Annotated in this window: 17 protein-coding genes; 12 read left to right on the forward strand and 5 right to left on the reverse strand. The window is 45.7% G+C overall.

The genetic code is table 11. The annotated features are described in order from the left end of the window. Positions 1-107: 107 nt before the first annotated feature. The 3 genes from pnp (at position 108) to OC443_RS04120 (ending at position 5722) form a co-directional block, all read left to right on the forward strand. Positions 108-2255: a polyribonucleotide nucleotidyltransferase gene (gene pnp / locus OC443_RS04110; RefSeq protein ID WP_073580182.1), complete on the forward strand. Its 2148-nt coding sequence runs from the start codon at positions 108-110 to the stop codon at positions 2253-2255. Between the two features lie 101 nt (positions 2256-2356). Then, positions 2357-3256, forward strand: a complete 900-nt coding sequence (gene nlpI, locus OC443_RS04115) for a lipoprotein NlpI (protein WP_073580181.1) — start codon at positions 2357-2359, stop codon at positions 3254-3256. A gap of 585 nt (positions 3257-3841) precedes the next feature. Next, positions 3842-5722, forward strand: a complete 1881-nt coding sequence (locus OC443_RS04120) for a methyl-accepting chemotaxis protein (RefSeq protein ID WP_073580180.1) — start codon at positions 3842-3844, stop codon at positions 5720-5722. 116 nt (positions 5723-5838) lie between these two features. On the opposite strand, the gene OC443_RS04125 is transcribed toward OC443_RS04120, so the two are convergent. From OC443_RS04125 to OC443_RS04135, 3 genes are all read right to left on the reverse strand, one after another. Further along, positions 5839-6735 carry a U32 family peptidase gene (locus OC443_RS04125; protein WP_073580179.1) on the reverse strand — a complete coding sequence of 299 codons (897 nt, stop codon included), beginning with the start codon at positions 6733-6735 and terminating at the stop codon, positions 5839-5841. A 13-nt stretch (positions 6736-6748) separates the two neighbouring features. Then, on the reverse strand, positions 6749-7759 hold the full coding sequence (gene ubiU, locus OC443_RS04130) for a ubiquinone anaerobic biosynthesis protein UbiU (protein ID WP_073580178.1): 1011 nt from the start codon (positions 7757-7759) through the stop codon (positions 6749-6751). Between the two features lie 98 nt (positions 7760-7857). Next, positions 7858-9894, reverse strand: coding sequence for an EAL domain-containing protein (locus tag OC443_RS04135; RefSeq protein WP_073580177.1), 2037 nt, complete (start codon positions 9892-9894; stop codon positions 7858-7860). Positions 9895-10073: 179 nt separating this feature from the next. On the opposite strand from OC443_RS04135, the gene ubiT reads away from it, so the two are divergent. From ubiT to prfC, 9 genes are all read left to right on the forward strand, one after another. Beyond that, positions 10074-10643 carry a ubiquinone anaerobic biosynthesis accessory factor UbiT gene (gene ubiT / locus OC443_RS04140; RefSeq protein ID WP_073580176.1) on the forward strand — a complete coding sequence of 190 codons (570 nt, stop codon included), beginning with the start codon at positions 10074-10076 and terminating at the stop codon, positions 10641-10643. After that, the gene (locus OC443_RS04145; RefSeq protein ID WP_073580175.1) at positions 10600-11112 is read left to right on the forward strand and encodes a GNAT family N-acetyltransferase; all 513 of its coding nucleotides are present in this window, start codon (positions 10600-10602) and stop codon (positions 11110-11112) included. The genes ubiT and OC443_RS04145 overlap by 44 nt, the downstream gene beginning before the upstream one ends. A gap of 62 nt (positions 11113-11174) precedes the next feature. After that, positions 11175-11585: a DNA polymerase III subunit psi gene (locus tag OC443_RS04150; protein ID WP_073580174.1), complete on the forward strand. Its 411-nt coding sequence runs from the start codon at positions 11175-11177 to the stop codon at positions 11583-11585. After that, positions 11582-12028, forward strand: a complete 447-nt coding sequence (gene rimI / locus OC443_RS04155; protein WP_073580173.1) for a ribosomal protein S18-alanine N-acetyltransferase — start codon at positions 11582-11584, stop codon at positions 12026-12028. The genes OC443_RS04150 and rimI overlap by 4 nt, the downstream gene beginning before the upstream one ends. Positions 12029-12309: 281 nt before the next feature. After that, positions 12310-13440 carry an efflux RND transporter periplasmic adaptor subunit gene (locus OC443_RS04160; protein WP_073580172.1) on the forward strand — a complete coding sequence of 377 codons (1131 nt, stop codon included), beginning with the start codon at positions 12310-12312 and terminating at the stop codon, positions 13438-13440. After that, a complete protein-coding gene (locus OC443_RS04165) occupies positions 13437-16502 on the forward strand; it encodes an efflux RND transporter permease subunit (RefSeq protein ID WP_073580171.1) in 3066 nt (1021 codons plus the stop codon). Before OC443_RS04160 ends, OC443_RS04165 begins: the two co-directional genes overlap by 4 nt. Before the next feature lie 120 nt (positions 16503-16622). After that, the gene (locus tag OC443_RS04170) at positions 16623-17519 is read left to right on the forward strand and encodes a helix-turn-helix transcriptional regulator (RefSeq protein WP_073580170.1); all 897 of its coding nucleotides are present in this window, start codon (positions 16623-16625) and stop codon (positions 17517-17519) included. A 332-nt stretch (positions 17520-17851) separates the two neighbouring features. Beyond that, positions 17852-21058 (forward strand): S8 family serine peptidase, encoded by a 3207-nt coding sequence (locus OC443_RS04175; protein ID WP_073580169.1) that lies wholly within the window; start codon positions 17852-17854, stop codon positions 21056-21058. Positions 21059-21302: 244 nt separating this feature from the next. Continuing rightward, positions 21303-22892 (forward strand): peptide chain release factor 3, encoded by a 1590-nt coding sequence (gene prfC / locus OC443_RS04180; RefSeq protein ID WP_073580168.1) that lies wholly within the window; start codon positions 21303-21305, stop codon positions 22890-22892. Between the two features lie 105 nt (positions 22893-22997). On the opposite strand, the gene srmB is transcribed toward prfC, so the two are convergent. Further along, positions 22998-24233, reverse strand: coding sequence for an ATP-dependent RNA helicase SrmB (srmB, locus tag OC443_RS04185; protein ID WP_073580167.1), 1236 nt, complete (start codon positions 24231-24233; stop codon positions 22998-23000). Positions 24234-24319: 86 nt separating this feature from the next. After that, positions 24320-25057 carry a tRNA1(Val) (adenine(37)-N6)-methyltransferase gene (locus OC443_RS04190; protein WP_073580166.1) on the reverse strand — a complete coding sequence of 246 codons (738 nt, stop codon included), beginning with the start codon at positions 25055-25057 and terminating at the stop codon, positions 24320-24322. Positions 25058-25181 lie beyond the last annotated feature (124 nt).

Raw genomic sequence — 25181 nt, forward strand, 5'->3', positions numbered from 1 at the left:
TTCAAAAGGGATTCAATGTAATCAGTCTTTTTTGACTAGTCGCGATTTGTAATGCTTTGAGTATTTACAAATATCATCTGGGGTAATCCCAGGGCTAAGGAATTAGAATGTTTGAAAAACCAATTGTAAAAACCTTTCAATATGGAAATCATACTGTAACCATCGAAACAGGTGTGATTGCCCGTCAGGCAACTGCTGCTGTAATGGTTACAATGGATGATACTTCTGTATTTGTTTCCGTTGTCGGTAAAAAAGAAGCTGTTGAAGGGCAGGATTTCTTTCCTCTGACAGTGAACTATCAGGAAAGAACATACGCTGCAGGTAAAATTCCCGGAGGCTTTTTCAAGCGTGAAGGTCGTCCTTCGGAAGGTGAAACACTGACAGCCCGCCTGATTGACCGTCCTATCCGTCCTCTGTTTCCTAATGGCTTTACAAATGAAGTGCAGGTTATTGCAACCGTCATGGCCGTTAATCCTGATGTTCAGCCTGATATCCCGGCTATGATTGGTACATCAGCTGCTTTGGCTATTTCAGGAATACCTTTCAGTGGCCCAATTGGTGCTGCTCGCGTCGGCCATATCAATGGACAGTTGGTACTAAACCCAAGCATGACAGAGCTGAGCGAGTCACGTTTGGATCTGGTTGTTGCCGGTACTGAAAATGCAGTATTAATGGTTGAATCTGAAGCAGATATCCTGACTGAAGAAGAAATGTTATCTGCGGTTGTTTTCGGTCATGATCAGCAACAAACTGTCATCCGTGCGATTAACGAATTTGCAGCAGAAGTAGCCACACCAGCGTGGGAATGGAGTGCTCCGGATGTTGATGCTGAACTGAAATCAGCAGTTGCTGAACTCGCAGAAAGCCGTCTTGTAGATGCTTACCAAATTACAGAGAAGCTGGCCCGCTACAAGCAGGTTGGACAGATTAAAAACGAAGCTGTTGACGTATTGTTGCAACGTGATGACGAGCTGGATGAAAACGAAATCCGCAATATGCTGGGTTCGCTTGAAAAAAATGTGGTCCGCAGCCGCATCCTTTCTGGTGAGCGAAGAATTGATGGTCGTGAAAAAGATATGGTCCGGGCGTTGGATGTTCGTACTGGTGTATTACCGCGTGTTCATGGTTCTTCACTATTTACCCGTGGTGAAACTCAGGCTATTGTGACAGCAACTTTGGGAACACAAAGAGATGCTCAGATTATCGATGAGCTGACCGGAGAGAGAAAAGAGCACTTCTTACTGCACTATAATTTCCCTCCATACTGTGTAGGTGAGACTGGATTTGTTGGTTCTCCAAAACGCCGTGAAATTGGTCATGGTCGTTTAGCAAAACGTGGTATTCAGGCTGTCATGCCAACGGTTGATGAATTCCCATACACTATCCGTGTTGTTTCTGAAATCACAGAGTCTAATGGTTCATCTTCAATGGCCTCTGTGTGTGGATCCTCTCTGGCTCTGATGGATGCAGGGGTTCCTATTAAAGCTTCTGTGGCTGGTATTGCGATGGGGCTGGTGAAAGAAGGTGATGATTTTGTCGTTCTTTCAGACATTCTTGGTGATGAAGATCACTTAGGTGATATGGACTTTAAAGTAGCGGGTACTTCTGCTGGTGTGACCGCGCTGCAAATGGATATCAAGATTGAAGGTATTACAAAAGAAATTATGCAGATCGCACTGAACCAGGCGAAAGGTGCCCGTCTGCATATTCTTTCTGTGATGGACCAGGCAATTGATTCAGCAAGAGATGATATTTCTGAATTTGCACCTCGTATTCACACGATGAAAATCAGCTCTGATAAAATCAAAGATGTTATCGGTAAAGGTGGTGCTGTCATTCGTGCCTTGACTGAAGAAACCGGTACAACCATTGAAATCGAAGACGATGGTACGATTAAGATTGCAGCGACAGAAGGGACAGCAGCGAAAGCAGCGATTCGTCGTATTGAAGAACTGACTGCTGAAGTTGAAGTTGGTAAGATTTATACCGGTCGGGTGACGCGTATTGTTGACTTTGGTGCATTTGTCGCTGTTCTCGGCGGGAAAGAAGGATTGGTTCATATTTCTCAGATTGCGGAGCAACGTGTTGAGAAAGTAACTGATTATCTTAAAGAAGGTCAGGACGTTCAGGTGAAAGTTCTGGAAATCGACAGACAGAACCGTATCCGTCTGAGCATGAAAGAAGCGGTGGAAAAGCCAGAAGCACCAAAGCCGGAAAGTGATACTGAGCAGAAACCTGCTTCAAATGAAGAATAAAGTGATACCAGAATAAATCGCGAGCTTTTTTATTTGAAAGCATGATGTTATAAAGGGAGCTGATATGCTCCCTTTTTTAGTTCCCTACAGGAGAAAATTTAGTGAAGTGGCTTCTCGCATTGTTAACTGGTTTGAGTCTGTTGATAACCAGTGGATGTTCCAGCATTAATTCAAAACAGGTCCAATGGTATTACCCGCCAATGGCAAGGCCTTTACAGCCGACAATTCAGCAGGAAGTAAAAATTGTCCGGCTAAGCCAGTTACTGCAACGGGAGAAATTGTCAGATGAAGTCCGGGCGAAGCTCTTTTATGAGAGAGGTAATGCTTACGATATGGTTGGGCTGAGAAATCTGGCTCGTATCGATTTTGAGCAATCATTACAGATGAATCCGGCTCAGCCTGATGTATTCAATATCCTTGGCGTCTATTACACTGAGATTGGGCAGTATGATTCTGCTTATGATGCTTTTGATTCTACACTGGAAATGGAGCCTGATAATATTTATGCATTGAGAAATCAGGCGGTTGCTTTGTACTACGGTCAGCGACCTCACCTGGCGCTTGAACTGGTTGATCAGATAGATAAAGTTCAGGCGGTTGATCCTTTCAATGCATTATGGCGTTATTTTATTGAAAGTGAACTGGCGCCAACAGATGCTCAAAAAACATTATCAGAAACTTATAAGCACCGGGATGAAAAACAGTGGGGCTGGTTGTTAGTTGCGATGGTTTTGGAGAAAACTCCTGATAAAGAGGTGTTTAAACAAATCCTTGCCGGAACAAAGGATAATACTGTGCTTGCCCGCCGCCTGACAGAAGCTTACTTCTATCTTGGGAAACGATACCAGCTGCAAGGAAAATATGCGGATGCGGTTTCTTTATACAAGTTAGCGATTTCGTTTAATGTGTATGAGTACGTTGAACATCGTTACGCATTCCTTGAACTGGAAAAAATTTATCGGATTTTAAAGGAAGAGAAAGAAAAAAATAAATCAATCTGACTTTTCCTGAAGCATCAAAGGAAGCTTTTTGATTTATTTGATAAGGCTTTTACTCTATCCTCAGAGACTTCGGCATATAGTTTTTGTGACCGTTGGGATATTAAATAGCGGCTTTATCTGTGAGCTAATGCAATTGTTATCGGCCAGTGCTTTGATACCGAAGGGCTGGCCGTCATTTATATGTCCTGACCAGTTCGATTGATCATGGTCTGTCAGACCATGATTACTGTCTTTACCCTCTTCATTGTCTTTTCTGAGTGCTATGGTGATTATTCGCTGATAGCTGATAAATCTGATTTATACCCAAGCAACCTGCATTTTCAGGTTGTTTGGGTATATTGATGTTAATTCTTGTTTTCTGATTATATCTGATTGAAAAGGGTGTATCAGAATATATTGATTCTGTTTTCTCTTCTTTTAATTAGAGTTATAAAGTAATACTTGAATAATGTGAGTTATATATTCCAACAAAGTATGGTGATTTAATTAAGACGCATTATTCAATTGAGAATGAAATAAGATAGATTATTATGGCTGACCTAATACTCATATTGTTAAATATTCAAAAGGTATGGAGCAGCGTTTATGAGTGCAAAAAATAAATTATTATCTTCAATTGGAATTCTGTTTTTTTTCATTGTTTTTACGATTGTAACAACTGCTTACTTTTCTTTTAAAGAAGCTTCAGTTAAAAACTATACAGATAAATTATCGAATAATGCTCACCTGATATCCTCTGTTGTTGAACAAAGAATGGAGCGTTATTTTGATGTACTGATACTTTCTGCAAGATTTATCTCGATTGATTTACATGAAAACATCAATGAAGGTGTGCTCAGAAAAACATTGAGTGACCTTGAAAAAAATCCCTACATTTTAAGTGCATTCTTCTCATCTGCTGATGGAACAACGTATCAGCCTGATGGCCGTATCGCTGGTTTTAATGCGAAAGAGAAGCGAAGAGAATGGTATACAAAAGCCATCCATGGTGAAAAGTACATACTCACGGCTCCTTTCAGAGCGACAACTGGAAAAACGGTGATGTCGGTTGCAATACCGGTAAAAAGGCAAGGAAGGATTGTTGGTGTTTTAGGTGGAAATATTGCGCTTGATACAATCACTGATTTTATTCAATCATTAACTGATAATAATCAGCTGTTTGTTAGCAGGGAAGATGGATATATTGTTGCCGCTGCTAATCATCAATATATAGGAAAAAATTTATATGAATTGCGTCCATCATATTCACGATACAGAGATATCAATGGAGCCAGTCATTTTTATCAACACCAGGGGCAAACTTATTTTTCCGTTAATGCAATTTCCGATAATTTAGGCTGGTCTGTATGGGCATGGGATAAACGGGATAATATTTATTCAGCATCTGAATCAAACCTGATGACTGATATATATCTTGCCACAACCTTGATTGTTTTTTCTTTAATTGTCACTTATTTTCTGGTTGTCAGATTGATGTATCGGCCTATAGGTGGTGAACCCCGGGAAATTGAAGCGATTGTAAAAAGGGTAGCTGAAGGGGATTTATCCGTTTCGTCTGAAGATATCAGGGATGAAACAGGAATATATGCGGCTATTTTAAAGATGGTTAATAACCTGACATTGATTATCAAAAAAATATATCATGCGATTGATCAACTGAATCATGCATCCGGTCAGATGCTGAATACAACGTCAACTGTGAAATCCAGCGCAGAATCTCAGATGATCCAGTTAGAACAAACATCTGCTGCGATGAATGAGATGACGGTGACTGCTGATGAAGTTGCAAGGAGTGCTTTACAGGCTTCAGGTGCAGCAACAGAGGCAGCTGAGCACTCTTCTCTGGGTATGGAAGTGGTCAGGGATATGAATCAAAGTATTCAGGGGCTGGTGAGCGGGATCAGAACCGTTGTGGATGTGAATACCGGACTTGAGAAAGAGACACAGGGAATCGGTACAATTCTGGAGGTCATTGACAGTATTTCTGAACAGACCAACCTGCTGGCTTTGAATGCTGCGATTGAAGCAGCCCGGGCTGGTGAATATGGGCGTGGATTTTCCGTGGTTGCTGATGAGGTACGTCATCTGGCGAACAGGACCAGGCAAAGTACCAATGAGATTCAGGAGATGATCTCCCGGCTCCAGCAAGAGGCCCAGCGTTCTGTTCAGCTTATGCAAAGTAATATGCTGGATGCACAAATGACAGCAGAGAAATCAGAAGTTGCCAGTCAGGCATTGGGGGAGATTCAGCATGCTGTTTCTCTGATACAGGCTATGAATAGCCAGATTGCGACGGCAGCCGAAGAGCAGACACATGTTGCTGCAGAAATGAATACCAGTATTGTTGAAACACACGAACTGGCCCGGAAGACGTTTGATGATGCAACAAGCAATAGTGGCCGGGCTGGTCAACTGACTGAAATTGCTTCACAACTGCGCAGGTCTGTTGAAATTTTTAAATTCTGAGGGTTAAGAAAACTCCGGGAGAGGAGATAAGCATCAGATGATTTTGTTCATCTTTTGCTTATCTGCCATGAAATGTTTGTTGGCGCTGATACAAAAGTCAGACTGTGAGCCTGAGCTTATTCCGGTATTGAAGTGGTGACTTTAGACAGCCCGGCAATATTATGCCAGTACCCGTTACAATCACTGTCATCCAGATGATAGCGGCCAGGATTGTTTGTATCGGCGGCTGCTCTGAACTCATCCAAACGTTCCAGCGTTTCTGTGCCTAACGGGCTTAACCGCACGACGTCGACCAAATCAGTCATCCCTGCCAGATCATTCACCAGGTTATAGCACTGTCCGGATTGTGTTTGAATACCATTCAGGTTGAATACGGTCTGACCTTCCTGACTTTGAGTCTGTATACCTGTCGGGTATTGAATACAGCAGGTTTTACACTGGTCTTTCGGGCGGTTTTCTGCCCTTGCAGTAAAACATCTGGCAGAGTACGCCAGCGGCAGGTATCCGTAACTGAATACTTCAGTTTCAAACTGGTTGCGGATGTTTAATGTATCGCATTGTGCCAGTATTTTGATGAGCCAGTCACGCGATAGCTCGACAGGCATACACCATCTTTTCATTCCCTTTTTGAGTAAAAAACTGATGGTATTGGCGTTGTAACAGTTAATTGCCGGGCCTGCGGTAAAAGGCACTCCCGATTCGCTGGCTAACTGAACTGCGGAGACATCATTGGCTTCGATAGTGAACTCACCGTTATCGATGTATTGTTTCATCACAGATAGTTCACTTTTGGACTCCAGCAGTGCCATGGTAGACAGCACGATTTCTTTGCCGCTTTTTGATAACTCTCTGGCAATTTCCAGCCAGTGTTGAGGTTTGAGTTCCCGTCTTTTTGAGCAGACTGTTTCACCAAGGTAGATAATATCTGCCGCTGATTCATGAGCGGATTGGTAGAATGCTTCAACATTCTGACGCGGCCAGTAATAAAGAACCGGACCAAGTGAATATTTCATAAAAGTCTCTCTATTATTGCCATTTTCGGTGATAGGCGCCAAGTGTGGTTTGCGACCCTTCAGAGATGTCTGCAAGAGACTGGTTCCACGATTCTTTGACCTGATATTCTCCAGGCTGGCGGAGATAATGATCAATCGCAGCCCGCCAGGTTTTTGTAACCAGTTCAACATAGGCAGGACTACGCTGACGCCCTTCTATTTTGACGGATGCAACATTGGCAGCAAACAACTCAGGTAACAGAGATAATGTATTCAGGCTGGTTGGTTCTTCCAGAGTGTGATAGCACTTCTGTTGATCATCAATACTGGTGATAAACCTGCCTTTACATAAGGTCGGATAACCGGCATTTTCGTCCGGAAGGTACCGATCAATGAGAATGCCATTTAATCTGGATTCCATTCCCTGTGATGTTTCCTGCCAGCGGACAAATTTCGCCGGAGAGCAGGCTCCCACTGTATTCGGCGATTCTCCAGTCATATAAGAAGACAGGTAACAGCGTCCTTCAGACATAATACAAAGGCTGCCAAAAGCAAAAACTTCCAGTTCTACACCCGATACAGATTGCGACAACTGTTTCACCTGATGAATAGAAAGGACACGGGGAAGCACAACCCGTTTGATATTAAAATTTTGACGATAGAACTCAATCGCAGCTGTATTTGTTGCGGAGGCTTGCACTGAAAGATGCAGATCCATTTCCGGGTAATGCGTGGATGCATATTCCAGAATGGCAATATCAGCGACAATCAGTGTATCCACTCCAAGTGCGGCCGCCTGATCCACGGCATCAGTCCAGCGTTGGAATCGGTCAGGGTGAGCAAAGGTATTTAAAGCGACATGTATTTTTTTCTGATGATCATGTACGTATTGCACCGCTTTTTCTATTTTCTTTCCGGAAAAATTCAGTCCGGCAAAATGGCGTGCATTCGTGTCATCTTTAAAACCGACATAAACTGCATCTGCACCATGATCGATAGCGGCTTTCAGTGCGGGGAAGTTTCCCGCGGGACAGAGAAGTTCCATGTTGAGCTATGAAATAAGTTATTCAGAATCTGTGGTACTTTATGGAAAAAGAGGATGGAATAATTTGATATTGGGCAGGTTTAATGGAATCTTCGCAGTTATTCAGTGTGGTAGCTCTTGTTTTGGATAAATAATTTTTCCACTTCAGCTCTGGGAAGGGGACGATAAAAATGAAATCCCTGAATTGAATGGCAATGAAGATTAGATAATAAAATAGCCTGTTGCTGTGTTTCTACACCCTCGGCGACTACATTTAGCTTCAGCGATTTCCCCAGGTTGATAATGTTTTCAATGACGGTGATCTGCTTGGGCAGTAAATCAATTTCGGTGATAAATGCACGATCAATTTTTAATTCGTCGATTGGAAATCTGGCAAGATAAGAGAGTGATGAGTAGCCGGTACCAAAATCATCAATGGACAGGGTAAAGCCGAGTTTTTTTATCGCATTCAACATTTCAATCGTGTATTCACTATCACTCATGACTGCACTTTCCGTCAGCTCAAAAGTAATACAGGCCGGGTCTAACTGAGTTGAACGAAGCAGCTTTTCCATAAAGTTAATCAACTGCGGATTGCCAAACTGTTCCGGAGAAAGGTTGATGGCAACCGGACCGGGGAGAATTCCTTTTTGTTTCCAGCGTTTTACCGTTGAAAATACATCCCGCATGACTACCCGTCCCAAATGTTCGATCAGACCGGCTTTCTCGGCAACCGGAATAAAAGAGCCCGGGCTGATGTATCCTTCCACCGGATGTTTCCAGCGAACCAGCGCTTCAGCACCATTGATATTATAGTTTTGCGCATTGACTTTGGGCTGATACCAAACCTCAAGACTACTCTGTTGCAATGCTTTTTGTAGTTCAATCTCCAGCCATAACCGTGTTCTGGCCTCTTTGTTCATTTGTGAACTGAAGCGAATCATACGGTTTCTTCCTCTGGCTTTCGCTTCATACATCGCAGTATCAGCATTTTGCAGTAAAATTCTTGAGTCGCAACCATCTCCCGGATAGTTCACGCTTCCGATTGAACAAGCGAGTCTTTTGCTGAAATAGTTCAAATCAAACGGTTGATTGATCAGGGAAATAATTCGTTCTGAAAGCATTTCAGCAGTTCGCGACTTATCCGGTTCAGGGAGAATTAAACCAAATTCGTCCGCACCCAGGTGGCCCAGAATTGCATCCGGTGGCAACAGTCGCTTTAAACGAAATGCCACTTCTCTGATGACTTTATCGCCAATATGGTGTCCAAGAGAATCATTGATATTTTTGAAATTATCAATATCAAGATAAAGCATCACCAGAGGCGTTTTATCAGCTATCAGCATATCCAGCCGTTTGGCAAATCCGGGGCGATTATATAACCCGGTGAGTTGGTCAATATGGGCATCAATGCTGCCTGAATCAGTTTTGGTTTCTTCCTGAGGTGACAGCATGACAAAAAATGCGGTGTTGCCGAATAACAATGTTTTTTCAATCCGGAGGGAGATCTGCGGGCCGGATTCGGGGAGTGACTTTGCCCGACAAAGTATCGGGTGGCAACTGGAGCGGAAACTGGTTTCACTGACAGTTAAAGGCTTCTGATTTGACTGATTGATAAACAGATCCGGCAGCATTTCTCCGTATAAGTCGGATGGTGATTTGTAACCCAGAAGGTTTGCTGCAATCTGGTTACATGAAATAATTTCATTATTTTCAATAAATAACACACCCTCACTCAGAATATTCAGTAATTGGGAGAATTTGGTTTCTGATTCTTCAGCATGATGGAGTAAAGCGTGCGATTCAGAGACATCCAGCGCCTGAAATACGATTTGATGGATACCGTTATCAGCGGCGATTGGTGTCAGTGAAAGATAAAGCGTTGTTTCAATTGCCGCATCCCGGAGCCGGATTGTCGTTTCAATGACTTCACCGCTAAAAGCTTTCTGATAATAATGCCGGAGCTGTTGATAGTAGGCCTGACCAAAAACCTGAGTATCATTTTTACCAATAAGGTTGTCCGGAGAAAGCTTTGCTATCCGGCTGTAACGGTCATTGACCATCACATAGTTGTGCTGTTCATCGAGGACCGCAAAAAAAAATGGACTACGTGATGTTAATTCTGTAAACCACTGTTTAAACGCTTGTGAAACCATGCCAATTAATTTTGCTCCAACAGGTGGCCTGCTCTGGGTTTATATACAGAATGCTCAACTATAACTATGTTTGTCTCATTAGTGAAGCATATACCGTATTTATTGATTCATAACAGCTATTGTCAATATCTGTTTGGTTATGATTAATTCTATTTCATCAACGTTAACGGATAAAGACAGTGCTTAACAAGATTCACGCCTATATTGTACAAAATGCAGCATCATTTTTGCGATCTCCGATTCATTTAGTCCCCAATTTCTTGCAACGTCAGTTCCTTTTAGATGGGTTGAATATCGTTTTTAAAGAAGCTTTGGAGGAAGGCGATTTTGAATTTCTGGAAAATAAGTGGCTGAAAGTTGAGGTGAAAGATCTGGATGTATTCTGGATGATTGGCTATACCGGAGAGGGGTTGATCGTGTCTGATCAATCGATGTCAGATGGTTTAACGGCTGATGCCTGTTTTCGGGGAAACCTGAATGATTTCGTCTTAATTGCAGGGCGAAAGGAAGATCCGGATACGCTGTTTTTTCAGAGACGACTGGTCATCGAAGGGGATACCGAGTTTGGTCTGGAAATAAAAAATCTTATTGATGGCGTTGATTTAGATACTCTTCCGGCAATTTTAAAAACTTTGTTGGGGCAATTATCTGATTTCGTGTATAAAGGGGTCCGTTCAGGTCAACTACACAGTGAAGGAATTCGTCATGTTAATACGAACAGAAGCTCCGGCAGACATCTTACCAATTGATCGTTTGCTGCGCTCATCCCTTGGTCAAGAGAGGGAAGCCGATATGGTGGCAGCGGCAAGAGAGCAGGGGCTGATTACTCTTTCTCTTGTTGCCTGTCAGGATGATGGTGAAATTATTGGTTATGCTCTGTTTACTCCGCTTCAGGAGGAAGGGCATTACCAGAACTGGCAATCACTGGCTTTACTGGCTGTCCATTCCGGATTTGTTCAGACCGAAAATACACTGATAGAAGATGGCCTGAATATGCTGCTGGAGCTCGGATATCCTGCCTGTACGGTTTATAGTGATGCCGAACTTTACCGTGCTTTTGGTTTTAAACCTGCCTCTCATTTTGACCTGAATACATCCGGACCAGTGAATCCCGACAGCCTGTTGATCTTTGAACTTACAGAGGGTGTTGCAGAACAGTGCAATGAACTGATTGAGATTCAGCAGGACACGGTGATATTGCGTCATATCCTGAACTGATTGCTTCTTCTCTTATATGAATTTTGTTAGGATTGGCTCTGGATAATATCAGGAATATCAATATGAGCTTTCGTCAGCAGGATTACCTTCAGGAAATGGGAATTCAGCGGTGGAGATTACACCGGGTACAAGTTGTTCATGGCCTGTCATTGAAGCAGGTTGAACCGGATGATTCATGTCAGTTGCTGATTGTGAGTCCGGTGATGCCTCAAGGGCAGTTCGCCATCTTATTTGAGAAGGTTCTGAAAAGTTTTACTGTGTCTGTTGATGAAGCAATGTATATCCATCCGGATGATTTGTACCGCTTAGGCAATCATCACCTGCAATGGGTTTGGTTTGCCGGGTGTCAGCCCGTCGATGGTATTGCTCCCAGGCAGTTAGTTTCCCCGCCGTTAAGTCAGATTGAGAGTAACCCGCTTCACCGGAGGGAGTTATGGCGTCAGATTTGTTCTTATCAGGAATCTGACAGATGAGTCTTCAGTTTGTCCCGGTTGAACCCCGGCATTTTGCCCGTATTACAGCGATCGAATCCCGTGCTCATCAGTTTCCCTGGAAGCCTTCTATGTTGCAAAATCTTGAAGGGCGTGGGGCTTTTAACTTTGCTCTGTTATTAAATGATGAAGTGATTGGCTATTTTTATGCGCAGAATATTGTTGGAGAAGTCACTTTACTTAATATTGCGATTGATCCGGTCTATCAGGGAAAAGGCTATGGTGAGCAGTTAATGTGTTACTTCCTCAACTGCTGTGAACAGCAGAAAGCTGAAAGTGTCTGGCTTGAGGTTCGTGAGAGCAATTTAGCCGCCTACACGCTTTATCTCAAATTTGACTTTCACGACGTTGATCGCCGGGTTGGTTATTATCCTGCCAGCCAGGGACGGGAAGATGCGCTGATTATGAGCTATTTCTTTTCCTGAAGTTTTTCCGCTACCTGAATTTTTCTGTCTGGTTTATTTGATTGTGCTATCTGTCTCATGCAGATGGCATCCCGTCTTATACCCAAATGACCTCAAGATGCAGGATTCAAAGCTTCATCAACAGGTTCAGTTCAAGGAAAATAACCGAAGGAATGATGACGCCTTTCGAGGTTATTTGTATATTCATTCTTATTTGAGCAATCAGGGACACGTTTTTTTCACGTCATCAGGATATAAATCATCTTGAATATTATGTTTTGATTGAATCCCGAAGGCCTGATGTGAAAAAACAGAAACTGATACCAATCATAGCCGCGACCACCTTTCTTATCTTCATTGCTGGTTTGATCGTGATAATGGCAGAGCAGAGTGAGCCATCAATTCAGCCACCAAAGCACGGATATCCACCAGTGAGTGTCATGAAAGCGACTGTCCATCATCATCGTCCGGTACTGACGCTATTCGGGACGACTTTTCCCCGCTGGCAGTCAGAGGTCAAAGCTCAGACGACCGGAAAGGTCACCTGGCTGGATGTGCATTCTGAACCGGGTGTGTTGGTGCCGGAGTCACAAACGCTTGTCCGGCTGGATAATACGGCGCTGCAAGCCGGTGTTGCCAGTGCATTTAGTGCGGTGAAGCAGGCTGAACTGACACTGGAGCGGGAACTGCACGAACAGACGGTTGCGGTTAAAATGTTGTCTTCTCAAAAAGCCCCGGCTTATGCCCGGCGGATTCCTCAGCTTGCGGCGGCAAAAGCAGATTTACAGCAGGCAAAAAAATTGTACGAAAATGCCCGGAAACAGCTGAATGATGCGGTGATCAAAGCGCCTTTTGATGCAATTATTCTCTCCCGCCAGGTGAATCCATCTCAGTTTGTAGAGACTGGTCAGACGGTGTTTGAAGTGGCTTCCAGCCATGCTCTGGATATTCGGGTTCCTGTGCCGGCGCAAGACTGGAACCAGTTGCGAAAAATTTTACCGGAGACAAATATTGAAGTGGTCAGTCAATATTCTCATCGCTGGCCGGCAAGTGTCCGTTATCTTTCTCCCCGGCTGGATCGTTCAACCCGGCAGCGGCAGCTGATTCTGACGGTACATAATCCTTATGAAAAAAAGCCGTATCTGCTGATGCATCAACAGGTACGGGTTCATATTCAGCTGGCGGCTTCTCCTCTGGCGATGAAGATCCCGGCTACAGCATTGACCCGGGATGGACAGGTATGGACGGTGAATAAACAAAACCAGCTGGTCCGGGAAGAGGTCACCATGCTGGAAGAGCAGCAAGCGTGGGTTTGGGTTGTTTTTGCCCGTGACCCGCAGCGTTCAAGAAATCTTGTTGTGTATCCGTTGCTTTCGATGCTGCCGGGACAGCAGGTGACGCCGGAAGTCATCCAGCCGGAGGTAGCAGAATGAAAGGATTAACCCGTTGGTTTATTGAGAATCCGGTGGCAGCCAATTTACTGATGGTGGCCGTCATTGTCAGCGGGATATTGTCATTTTATCAGCTCCGGGTGGAATCTTTCCCTCAGATTGCACCTTCAGGATTAACGATTGAAGTGGTTTATCCCGGCGGAACAGCAAAGCAAATTGATCAGGCTGTAACACAGCGGATAGAAGAAGCAATCAGTGATATTGCTGGTATTAAACGGATTGTCAGTCAGTCGAAGGAAGGAATATCGACGGTTCATGTCAGGAAGACGACCGGTACAGACTTGAATCAGTTGATTGAAGAAGTCAGAAACCGGGTGAATTCAATGGTGAATTTACCTGCGGCGGCTGAACGTCCGCTGGTCAGCCGGGATGAATTTACCAATCTGGCTGCATTTGTTGTGGTGTCCGGGCCTGAATCTGATATGGAATTACAACCCATCGCCCGGCGTATTGAGCAAGCCTTAAAAAAGAATCCGAAAATATCGAAGGTTGAAAACTGGGGGCAACGCCAGCCTTTACTGGTCATTGAACCCGATACTGAAAAATTGAGGGAAACGGGTCTGAGTCCTGAAGCACTTGCCGGGAAAATTCAGCAGATGTCTCTGGAATCCCGAAGTGGTTTTCTGAAGAGCAGCCGGGGGAAAATGATCTTAAGAGGGGATGGATATGCAGGTGATTTAGTCAAATTAAAGCAGCTGGTTGTCTGGTCTTCTCCCAAAGGACAGTTAACGCTGGGCGACGTTGCTTCAGTCCGGCGCGATTATGCGGATACCGATGCCATTGTGAGAAACAATGGTCAGAATGCTATTGCTCTGCTGGTCAGTACCAGCCTGCGGGATAACCTGCTTGAGGTCAGTCAGGCAATTCGTCAGACCTTAGCCCTTGAGCAGCGCCGTCTTCCTGATGAGATTCAGCTGTCGGTCATGGCAGATATGGCACCTTATATCAAAGATCAACTAAACCGTTTAGGTAGTAATGCATTGCAGGGTTTACTGATTGTTCTGGTGTTACTGGGGTTGTTTCTCAATCTCAAAATGGCCTTCTGGGTTGGCATCGGGATCCCGTTTGCCTTATGCGGTACCCTTGGGGCAATGCACCTGATGGATTACAGTATTAATGACATCACATTATTTGGCTTTATTCTGGTGCTTGGTATTCTTGTGGATGATGCTGTGGTTGTCGGGGAAGGAATTTATGCTGCCCGGGAGCGTTATTCCCATCCGGCAAAAGCAGCCTTACATGGTGTTCATTCTGTATCTGTGGCAACAATTTTTGGTGTTCTGACGAGTGTGGCTGCATTTTCTCCGATGTTATGGATTAAGAATGATTTAGCCCGGTTGTTAGCTGGCTTCTCTTCTGTGGTTATTTTTGCGCTGTTGTTTTCTCTGGTGGAAAGTAAGTTTATTTTGCCTTCTCATCTGGGCAATGAGTCTCGCCGGTTGCCGGAGATAAAATGGTTGGCTTCGCTGCAACGTTATTTTCAGACCGGGCTGGCGCGTTTTAACCAGGGCTTTTACCGCAAATGTTTGATCAAATCTTTGAAGTATCCGTTTGCGACGCTGACCGGACTGCTCGGATTGGCGATGCTCGCTTATGGTTTGTGGGCGACGAATATGATTCGCAGTGGCGTCTTTCCGGAAATTCCCGGCCGCTATATTTCAGCAAAAGTCTCATTACAGGTGGGAGCTCCTTTGCCACTGCAGCAAAAAGTGATGATGCATCTTGAACAAACGGCACTCAATCTGAACAAGACGCTGCAGGCAAAATATACGCTTGAGGAGAAGCCGATCACCAACCTGCTGGCCTGGTCGGATGGTGAGGGTCATGTTGAAGTTACCGCCGAGCTGACCCGTGAAGCTTTGACGACCATTCCCGGCAACGGCATTCTGGATCAATGGCGATCGGGATCAGGTTTGATTGAAGGCGCTTATTCGGTTCGTTTTTCTGCAGCGGATGAACCTGCGGGCGGGACTTCTGTGGCTGTTATCTCACAAGATCGGGCGCTTGCCAGACAGGCGGTGCATGACCTGATTCCTGTCTTATCCGTTCTGCCGGGTGTTTCAGATATTTATGATGATGGCAAAGGCGGGCTGTTTCAGATTCGGCTGAAGCTGAATGAATCTGGTTATCAGGCTGGAATCACCCAGGCCGATCTGGCCCGCCTTGCCGGTGAAGCCTTTGGACAAAAGGAACTCTATCGCTTATTGGATCATGGTCAGGAAATTAAAGTGGTCATGCACTATCCGCAAAATAAAAAACTGAATACGGAACAGTTATTACGCTCACCGGTTATTCTGCCTGATGGTCAGTCTGTTGCACTCGGAGATATTGCGACTTTGTCTTATGAACAGGAACCTAAAACGATTGAGCGTCGTCATCGTGAGCAAGTGGTGAATGTATACTGGAAACAGAACCGGGATATTCAGTCTCCGGAGCGAACGATTCAGCAACTGTCTGAGACGATAAAGCAAATAGAGCAACGTTATCCGGGGGTGAGCATTCAGGCTTCAGGGGAGTTTGAAGAGATCGGGGAAGTTCAGTCGGGTTTCCGTGCGGCGCTGACGATCACTGTGCTGTTGATTTATATCTTACTGGCGGTGCCACTGAAATCTTACTGGCAGCCTTTGCTGATTATGTCTGTGATTCCGTTTGGTTTTGCCGGATCAATTTTCGGCCATTACCTGATGGATATGCAGATTAGTGTGCTGTCAATGTTTGGCATGATGGCAATGGCCGGAATTGTTGTGAATGATTCTCTGGTTTTAATGACCCGGTTTAATGACTATTACCGGGCCGGCATGCCACTTGCCCGGGCGCTGATTCAGACTGGAACCAGCCGTTTCAGGGCCGTGTTTCTGACCACGGTCACCACGGTTTGTGGTTTGCTCCCTCTTTTGGGTGAACGGGCGGAGCAGGCACAGTATCTCAAACCGGCCGCTGTTTCCTTAGTCTTTGGTGAGCTGTTTGCCACCGGGGTGACGTTGATCCTCATCCCCGTTCTTTTAGCGATGATCACGCCGGAGAATAAAGTGGTCAGGTCGTGAAAAGTATTGAGCAGGTGAGCATGTATTCATGACAGGATAAAAGAGGATACGCAGGATTGCTTTTATTGATTCAGGCTTGCATAGTTAACGGACTAATATAAATCACTTTCGTTGATGGTTATGTCTGAGTTCTCTGGTAATCCTTATATCCTGGTGCCTGAATTCGCTTTGTTATCCTCACTGCCGGCACATCAGCTCAAACGTTTTGAAACGGCGCTGAATCTGATGCACAGTGAGTCTGGCCAACAGCTTTGTTGGGAGCAGATTGCAGAGCAGAGCGCCATATCGCCTTATCACTTCCATCGTCAGTTCACTCAACTGTTTCATGAAACTCCCGGCCAGTATCTGAGCCGGGTGCGACTGCAACGTGCTGTTTCTTTGTTACTGAGTTCTCCTGAACAGAAAATAACAGCAGTTGCCTTTGCGACCGGTTATTCTTCGTCTCAGGCTTTGGCAAAAGTCATCAAAAGAGAACTGGGCCTGACTGCCCGCGCCGTCCGCCAGATGGCAAAGACGGCTACGCCGGAGCAGACGGCTGCATTACTGTCCGGGTTAGCGCATCCTCAGGCTTCTGATGCATCTGAATATCAGATGGCGCATGACCTGCCTTGTGAACGAATCTGGTATCCGGTGAGATATATCAAAAAGCGGCATCAGCCTGATTTTGACTGGGATGATGTCATACAAAGCTGGCAGGCATCCAGCCAGAAGCTGTGTTGTATCACACCGGTCGCAGAGTTAGATCGTCCCTGGCAGGACATACGTTATACCGTCGGAGAAATTCAGGAATCGGTGGTATTTTCTGATGATGTGCTGCCTGAAGGCTATTATTTGTGTTCTCTGGTCTATCTGACCTCTGATGTTGCCTATATTGCTGCAATCGAAGGTTTGTTCGCGCAGGCCTCGACGCCCGGCTATGAGATAGATGAGGCCGGAAATTTCATTGAGCAGATTATCGACGTGGAGCCAGGTGAATCAGGTGGCGTGACATTCATGTTCCAGTGCCTGCTGAAGTAGTCATTGTTCTCCGGATGACCTGATCCCCGCCCTGTCCGGTTGCCTCAGCATATCGCCTGAAAATGGCATCTGACATTTCAGTCAGTCAATTTTGTGTCAATTTACTATTTATTGCGGGAAAAGCTCTCTGTTTCCGGAACGCTTCCTCATTCCTGACCATAAAAGAAATATAATCGTCTCGCGCACATCGGGGAGCGATGGCTGGCGGGGTGTTCATGCTTACTCAGTTTGAACGTTACGCCACAATAACAAAAACGGTTCATAGCCTGTTTTCTGGTGCGCATATTCTATTAATAATATTAATTTTTATTCAATTTTTAAGGTGTTATGTAATGACAATCCATCAGCTTACGGGCTTTCAGCGACGGAGGTTATCTCTCGGTCTGATGATTGCTCTGAGTTGTGCTGTGACCTCCACATTTGCAGCAGAACTGAAAATCGTCAATAAGGTTGGTACTTCTCTGAATCATGGGGTGGCTGAAAAAGCTTCTCCACAAGAGCAATCCAGAACGCTGACAGAGTTAAAAACAGCGTCACTGAACAATGAATCTGCCGTTCAGACCTACATTATTACCGGGGATTTACCTTCGGTAGCCAGTTACCGTGGCGGAATTGAGGGCTATGAATCCGCCATGAGCAGTCAGGATAAGAAACTGAATATTCAGGGCTCTTCAGCCGCTGCTTACCGGGCCTATTTACAACATCATCAGACAGCATTGATTGAGCGCATCGAAGCTTCTCTGGGACACGAAGTCACGGTTTTGCAGGCAATGCAAACGGCTGTGAATGCGCTTGTTGTTCAGCTGACCCCGGATGAAGTAAAGAAAATATCGGCGCTGAAAGGGATCAAATCGATTCAGAAAGATATTCAACAGCAACTGAACAGCAGCGATGATCAGGCGATGTATGCGCTCCCTTCCCAGCCTGAACTGATGCCTGATTTTATTGAAAACAAATTGAATTATCTGGCACAGAATAGCCTTTTGGGTCTTCGTACCGGCAGTGAACAGCTTCAGGCTGCGGATTCGTCATGGCAAGGCGGTTTGTCATGGATTCATGCGCCGGAAGTCTGGCGGGGCTCGGAACAATTAACCGGCACCAAAGGGGAAGGTGTGGTTGTTGGTGTGATTGATTCCGGGATTAATCCTTACAGTCCGTCATTTCGTGCTACCGGGGATGATGGATATACGGCGAAGAATCCTAAAGGGCATTATGTTGGTGTCTGTGATACAGAATCATCCGTTTATGATGCTTCTTTTCCGTGTAACAGCAAACTGATTGGGGCCTGGGGATACCGCGGAATCGCCAATGGCAGCCCGGTAGATGAGCACGGACATGGTTCTCATACCGCCAGCACTGCAGCCGGAAATATTGTTTACAATGCAGCGCTGAAAACGTCATCCGGGCTGAATATTGTCAAGGATGTTGCCGGTGTTGCGCCTCATGCCAATATTATTGCTTACCGGGCATGTGATAAGAATAACCAATGCCCCATTTCAGCTTTTTTATATGCAGTTGACCGTGCGGTTCAGGACGGTGTGGATGTGATTAACTTCTCTGCGGGATATTCAGAATTCATTGATCCCTGGGCTGAGCCGGTTTCTCTGGCTTATTTATCTGCAACCGATGCGGGCATTTTTGTGTCGGCCGCAGCAGGCAATTCCGGACCAGCGCCACGCTCGATCAGTGCAACCTCGGGAACGCCGTGGGTGATGACATCCGGTAATAGTTCTCACAATCTGGTTTATCAGAATGCTTTAGCTGATATGACCGGTGGTGATGCTGGCTTAATTCCGGACACAATTACCGGGCAGACACTTTCACAAAGCTACGGTCCGGCAACGATTATTGATGCCGCTGCCTATAATAATCCATATTGTGAAGCTGGTAAGTTCAATATTCAGTTGAATGGGGAAATTGTGGTTTGCCGCTATTCCGATCAGGCATTCAGTCAGCTCAAAGCAAATATGATCGGACAAGGTGCCGGTGCTCTGATTTTGATGTTGCCACAAACGATTGGTCATGGTGTGCCGACCGGTCCGGGATTTTTGCGCCCGGTTGATAACGGTTATCCGAGAATTGATATCAGCTACGAAAGCGGGCAAAAACTGTCACAATGGCTTGCTTCCGGTAAGACGCATACTGCAAGGCTGACCGGAACAAAGATGGTGACGGATAACCGGCTGGCAGACATCATGACATTTGACAGTTCCAGAGGGCCGCAGCAAACCAATCCCGGCTTGCTCAAGCCTGATATTACCGCACCGGGTAAAGGGATTTTCGCTGCATTTAAAGACGGGCAAAGCTATGCGATTGAAAGCGGAACATCGATGGCGGCACCTCATGTTACTGGTGCTGGTGCCTTGATCCGATCCTTACATCCGGACTGGTCACCAATGCAGATTAAGTCGGCGATGATGACAACTGCGTATACCGGCCTGTTGAAAGAAGATGGAAAAAGGGCCGCGACACCTTTTGATATGGGGGCCGGCCGGATCGATGTAGATAAAGCTGCACATGCAGCTCTGGTGCTGGATGAAAATGCACGGGACTTTATTCAGGCCGATCCGAACCGGGGGGGCGATCCTTCGGCGCTCAACCTGGCTTCTCTGGCTCAGAAAACCTGTGTGGTGAATTGCCAGTGGACGAGGACGGTGACGAATGGCCGGGAAATGACGACAGTCTGGACGGCGATGCCAAATCCATATGTCACGGTTGAGCCGGCGGCTTTTGCCCTGAATCCGGGAGAAAGTCAGACATTAACTTTTACGGCGAATCTGTATAACACCAATGTCGGTCAGTGGCAGTTTGCTCAGGTGGGTATTAAGTCATTGACACCGGGTGTGCCTGATGTGCATTTCCCGGTTGCGGCGCTGAGTGCGATCAGTAACCTGAACCAGATGCGCGGGGTTGAAATTACCACGAAGCAGTCAGTAGATCAGGCGACACTGAAAGGTTTGAAAACCGTTGATGTGAGCAATATGCAGGTGAAAACGCTGGGTCCGGCTAAAGCCACGGCGATTGATAGTGTATTGCCCTTTAGTGAAGATTATCTGAATTCCGTCACCCGTTATCGTTATTTCACTTTCGATGTGCCTGAAGGGGCGCAAAGGTTTGTTGCCGAGATAACCAAAACAGAATCAAAGGATTTGGATCTGTTTGTCGGGGTTGGAGAACAGGCTGACTTTAATCATGTGTATTACTATGCAAGAAATGCAAATCGTGCTTTAGAATACATCAATATGCCGATGCCGGATCATGCGAAAAAACTCTGGGTCGCGGTGCAGAATTATCGCTACAACGATCCTCAGATGATTCACTTCCGGCTACAGACTGCTTTCCTGTCCCCTTCAGCCGGAAACCTGACTGTTTCTGTGCCATCGTTTGTTGCGGGTGGCGTACCGTTTGATGCCGATATTGATTTCAGTCTGCCGGATTCTCAGTCCGGGGACAGGTATTATGGTGCATTTTCTCTCGGAACGGATGCTGCTCATCCGGATAATCTGGGAACCTCATTTATTGATTTTATCCGTCAGTAAGTGGTTTATGGATGTACAGAGAAACACCCCGGAATTCCGGGGTGTTTTACTTTTGGCAGGAATGAGTTCTGAACCCTGAATCAGCTGACACTATTGATTGTTTCTTGACTCAAGATCAGCGAGAATAGCGGCCAGTTAAGATGAACGTAACGGATTTGTCAGGCAGAAAGTCAATGCAGTGGCTTGAAGGTGTATGTCAGTCCGTACAGCAAAGCAATCCGTACAGCAAAGATAAGATGTTTCAATGGCAGACCAAAATTTCCTCAATGAAGTCAATAAGCGACGTACGTTCGCGATCATTTCTCACCCGGATGCGGGTAAAACAACCATAACCGAAAAAGTTCTTTTGTTCGGACAGGCAATTCAGCAGGCCGGAACGGTCAAAGGCCGCGGTTCGAATCAGCATGCGAAATCAGACTGGATGGATATGGAAAAAGAGCGGGGGATTTCGATTACGACATCCGTGATGCAGTTTCCGTATAACGAATGTCTGGTGAACCTGCTGGACACGCCGGGACACGAAGACTTTTCTGAGGATACTTACCGGACATTAACCGCGGTGGATTCCTGTCTGATGGTGATTGATGCCGCGAAAGGGGTTGAGGACCGGACCCGTAAGTTAATGGAAGTGACCCGGTTGCGTGATACGCCGATCCTGACGTTCATGAACAAACTTGACCGGGATATCCGGGATCCGATGGAACTGCTGGATGAGGTGGAAAGCGAGCTGAATATTCTTTGTGCGCCGGTGACCTGGCCAATCGGCTGCGGGAAAGAGTTCAAAGGCGTTTATCACCTTCACCGTGATGAAACGATCCTCTACAGTACCGGACAGGGGCACATGATTCAGGATGTGCGGATCATTCAGGGGCTGGAGAATCCGGAATTAGATCAAGCGATTGGTGATTCTCTTGCAGAACAGTTACGCGAAGAGCTGGAGCTGGTGGTCGGTGCCTCCAATGAGTTTGATGAAGAGCTTTTCCTTCAGGGAGAGCTGACACCGGTTTTCTTCGGCACGGCACTGGGTAACTTTGGTGTTGATCATATGCTGGATGGTTTAACGGAATGGGCGCCCTCACCGATGCCGCGTCAGGCAAATGAAAGGCATGTTGAAGCGAAGGAAGAGAAGTTTTCCGGGTTTGTTTTTAAAATTCAGGCCAATATGGATCCGAAACACCGCGACCGGATTGCGTTTATGCGGGTTGTTTCCGGTACTTACAGCCAGGGTATGAAAATGAATCATGTCCGTATCGGCAAGCAGGTGAGTATCTCGGACGCGGTTACCTTTATGGCGGGTGATCGTGCCCGAGCAGAACATGCTTATGCCGGAGATATTATCGGGTTGCATAATCACGGTACGATCCAGATTGGGGATACGTTTACTCAGGGTGAATCCCTGAAGTTTGCCGGTATTCCGAATTTTGCACCGGAATTATTCCGCCGGATCCGTCTGAAAGATCCATTGAAGCAAAAGCAGTTGCTGAAAGGGTTAGTTCAGCTTTCTGAAGAAGGGGCTGTGCAGGTTTTCCGTCCGTTGCAAAATAATGATTTGATTGTTGGAGCGGTTGGTGTGCTTCAGTTTGATGTTGTTGTTGCCCGTCTGAAATCTGAATATAACGTTGAGGCAATTTATGAGAGCATCAATGTTGCGACGGCGAGATGGGTTGAGTGTGATGATGCGAAGAAATTTGAAGAATTTCAGCGTAAGAATCAGTCACATCTTGCCCTGGATGGCGGCGATAACCTGACCTATATCGCACCGACGATGGTCAATCTGAACCTGGCTCAGGAACGTTTTCCGGATGTTGATTTCCGGGCAACCAGAGAGCATTAAGCAGAGGACAGCGGATTTAATCTGTTGTCTGCTGATGAAAAAAATCCCACGCACTGTCGTGGGATTTTTGATTATCAGAGTCAACGGAAGCTGATATATCGGAGACTAAGATTTTTTCTTTTTCGTGCTTTTTTTATCCGCTTTTTTCGCAGGACTGGTTTTTACTTTCTTTTTCTTCTTTTTAAATACCGGTTTTTTGTGTTTCGGCCGGAGCCCGTCCACAAAGCGCTCTTTGATTTCTTCTTTCTGATAACGGCAGATTCTGTCCATCATCAGTTGATCGTGAGCTTCAACCAGCGAAATTGCTGTCCCTTTTTTTCCGGCTCTGGCTGTTCTGCCGATCCGGTGGATGAAGACATCGGCAGATCTTGGCAGATCATAGTTGATGACGTGAGTAATATCGGGAATATCAATCCCCCTGGCTGCGACATCTGTAGCGAGCAGGACATTAACGCTGCCATCTCTGAAACGTGTAATCGCGTTATTGCGTCTGTCCTGAGGCATTTCTCCCTGCAGCCATGCACATTCAACTGAGGCTTTTTCCAGCATGCCTCTCAGTTCAGCCAGGCGTTCCCGGGTTTTGATGAAGACAATTGCTTTCTGTGATTGTTCGGCAAGGATATGTTTAAGTAACTCAACTTTATGCTTCAGATCATCAGCCCGGTAATACCATTGGGTGATTTTTTTTCTTTCCCGGCGGGAAGGATCGCTTTGTACGATCTGCGGATCTGTTAACAGCCGGGCGGAGAAATTCTCCACACCGTGACCTTCCAGTGTGGCTGAAAACAGCAGAGACTGCTTTCTCCAGCGGCATTCCGCTGAAAGACGCTCAACAACCGGACCAAATCCCATATCCAGCATCCGGTCAGCTTCATCAAGTACCAGCCATTCAATCGCACGACAATCAAATGTTTCTGACCCGATGTATTCCATCAGCCGTCCCGGTGTGGCAACCACAATGTCCTGCGTGGCTGCCAGCAAGTCAGCATGTTCCTGATACTGAACGCCACCGGTAATACTGAATATCTGCAACCGGGTATATTTTGCCAGTGATTTTATCTGTTCTGTCACCTGAATCGCCAGTTCACGGGTTGGCGTGAGAATCAGAATACGTGCCGGACCGGGTTTCTTACGGGGAAAATCCAGTAAGTACTGAATTGCTGGCAGTGCAAAAGCGGCGGTTTTACCGGTGCCGGTCGGCGCAGATGCCAGTACATCATTACCATCCAGTGCGATGGGAATTGAGGATGCCTGTACCTGCGTTGGCTTGGTAAACCCCATCTCTTCAAGAGACTGAAGTAGTACCGGGTCCAGATCTAAATCTGCAAAATCTCTGATCACTGCTATGTCTCCACTGATCGCAATCGGGGCAAAATAAGGGGCGGTATTATACCCAAATTCTGTCAGGATGCGAGTTTGAATATTACTTACATTTTTTGATAAAAGTCTTTAGTCAGGCGGACAAACTCATCACTATATTGTTGGTTCTCTCTGATGATGAGCTGTGATTTTTCGCATGACTCAACCGGGTCGCAGGTGAATTCCATCAGAATTCTGTGGCAGGGCTTATTCTCTGTGGGTTGCACTGCACAATATCTTGAAAGATACCAGCTATATTGCTGAGCTGCCTGAATAAATTGCTCTCCTTCACTCACAGGCAGAATAAAACCGGCGTTTCCGGCGGAAGTTATCAGGGTACGGCAGACCTGAAGTAACTGATGATGGGTTAAGTTAATGGTATGCCGGGCTGTTGCTCTGGCTGAGGATGAGGCCGTTTGTCCTGAATTAAAATAGGGCGGATTACAGATGATCATATCAAATGCATTGTCTGTCGGACATTGAAGAATATCCTGATGTTGAATATGAATTCTGTTTCCCCAAGGGGATTGCTGACAGTTGATAGTGGCTGATTCTATTGCCTTACTGTCAATATCCAGTGCAGTTATCTCCGCTTCCGGGAAACGTTGTGCACACATTAATGCCAGTATGCCAGTGCCTGTCCCGATATCCAGAATTTTTTTTGGTACGTTGACATTTGTGGGCGAATGACCCTGAATCCAGGCTCCCAGCATGACACTGTCGGTACTGACCGGCATCCCGCAGTTCCCTGTGGTAAGAGAGAATTGTTTGAAACAAAATTTTTTGGTTGTTGTTGGTGTTTTCATATCAGTGACTACCCATGAAATGAGGGCTGATTGAAACATATGATCTTGTCAGAGTAAAAGAAAAGCAGGTAAAGGAAATGTATAAAATACAATAGTTATGTTTGTTTAATCTTGCTGTTTTGTT

The sequence above is a fragment of the Vibrio quintilis genome (assembly GCF_024529975.1).
Lineage (GTDB): Bacteria > Pseudomonadota > Gammaproteobacteria > Enterobacterales > Vibrionaceae > Vibrio > Vibrio quintilis.

Excerpts from the sequence above, each read along its gene's own strand:
- ubiU (WP_073580178.1), bottom strand. The coding sequence starts at position 7,759 with ATGGAACTTCTCTGTCCCGCGGGAAACTTCCCCGCACTGAAAGCCGCT.
- OC443_RS04145 (WP_073580175.1), top strand. The coding sequence starts at position 10,600 with ATGTTAATACGAACAGAAGCTCCGGCAGACATCTTACCAATTGATCGT.
- rimI (WP_073580173.1), top strand. The coding sequence starts at position 11,582 with ATGAGTCTTCAGTTTGTCCCGGTTGAACCCCGGCATTTTGCCCGTATT.
- OC443_RS04120 (WP_073580180.1), top strand. The coding sequence starts at position 3,842 with ATGAGTGCAAAAAATAAATTATTATCTTCAATTGGAATTCTGTTTTTT.
- OC443_RS04170 (WP_073580170.1), top strand. The coding sequence starts at position 16,623 with ATGTCTGAGTTCTCTGGTAATCCTTATATCCTGGTGCCTGAATTCGCT.
- pnp (WP_073580182.1), top strand. The coding sequence starts at position 108 with ATGTTTGAAAAACCAATTGTAAAAACCTTTCAATATGGAAATCATACT.
- OC443_RS04190 (WP_073580166.1), bottom strand. The coding sequence starts at position 25,057 with ATGAAAACACCAACAACAACCAAAAAATTTTGTTTCAAACAATTCTCT.
- OC443_RS04165 (WP_073580171.1), top strand. The coding sequence starts at position 13,437 with ATGAAAGGATTAACCCGTTGGTTTATTGAGAATCCGGTGGCAGCCAAT.
- OC443_RS04135 (WP_073580177.1), bottom strand. The coding sequence starts at position 9,894 with ATGGTTTCACAAGCGTTTAAACAGTGGTTTACAGAATTAACATCACGT.
- prfC (WP_073580168.1), top strand. The coding sequence starts at position 21,303 with ATGGCAGACCAAAATTTCCTCAATGAAGTCAATAAGCGACGTACGTTC.
- OC443_RS04175 (WP_073580169.1), top strand. The coding sequence starts at position 17,852 with ATGACAATCCATCAGCTTACGGGCTTTCAGCGACGGAGGTTATCTCTC.
- OC443_RS04125 (WP_073580179.1), bottom strand. The coding sequence starts at position 6,735 with ATGAAATATTCACTTGGTCCGGTTCTTTATTACTGGCCGCGTCAGAAT.
- OC443_RS04150 (WP_073580174.1), top strand. The coding sequence starts at position 11,175 with ATGAGCTTTCGTCAGCAGGATTACCTTCAGGAAATGGGAATTCAGCGG.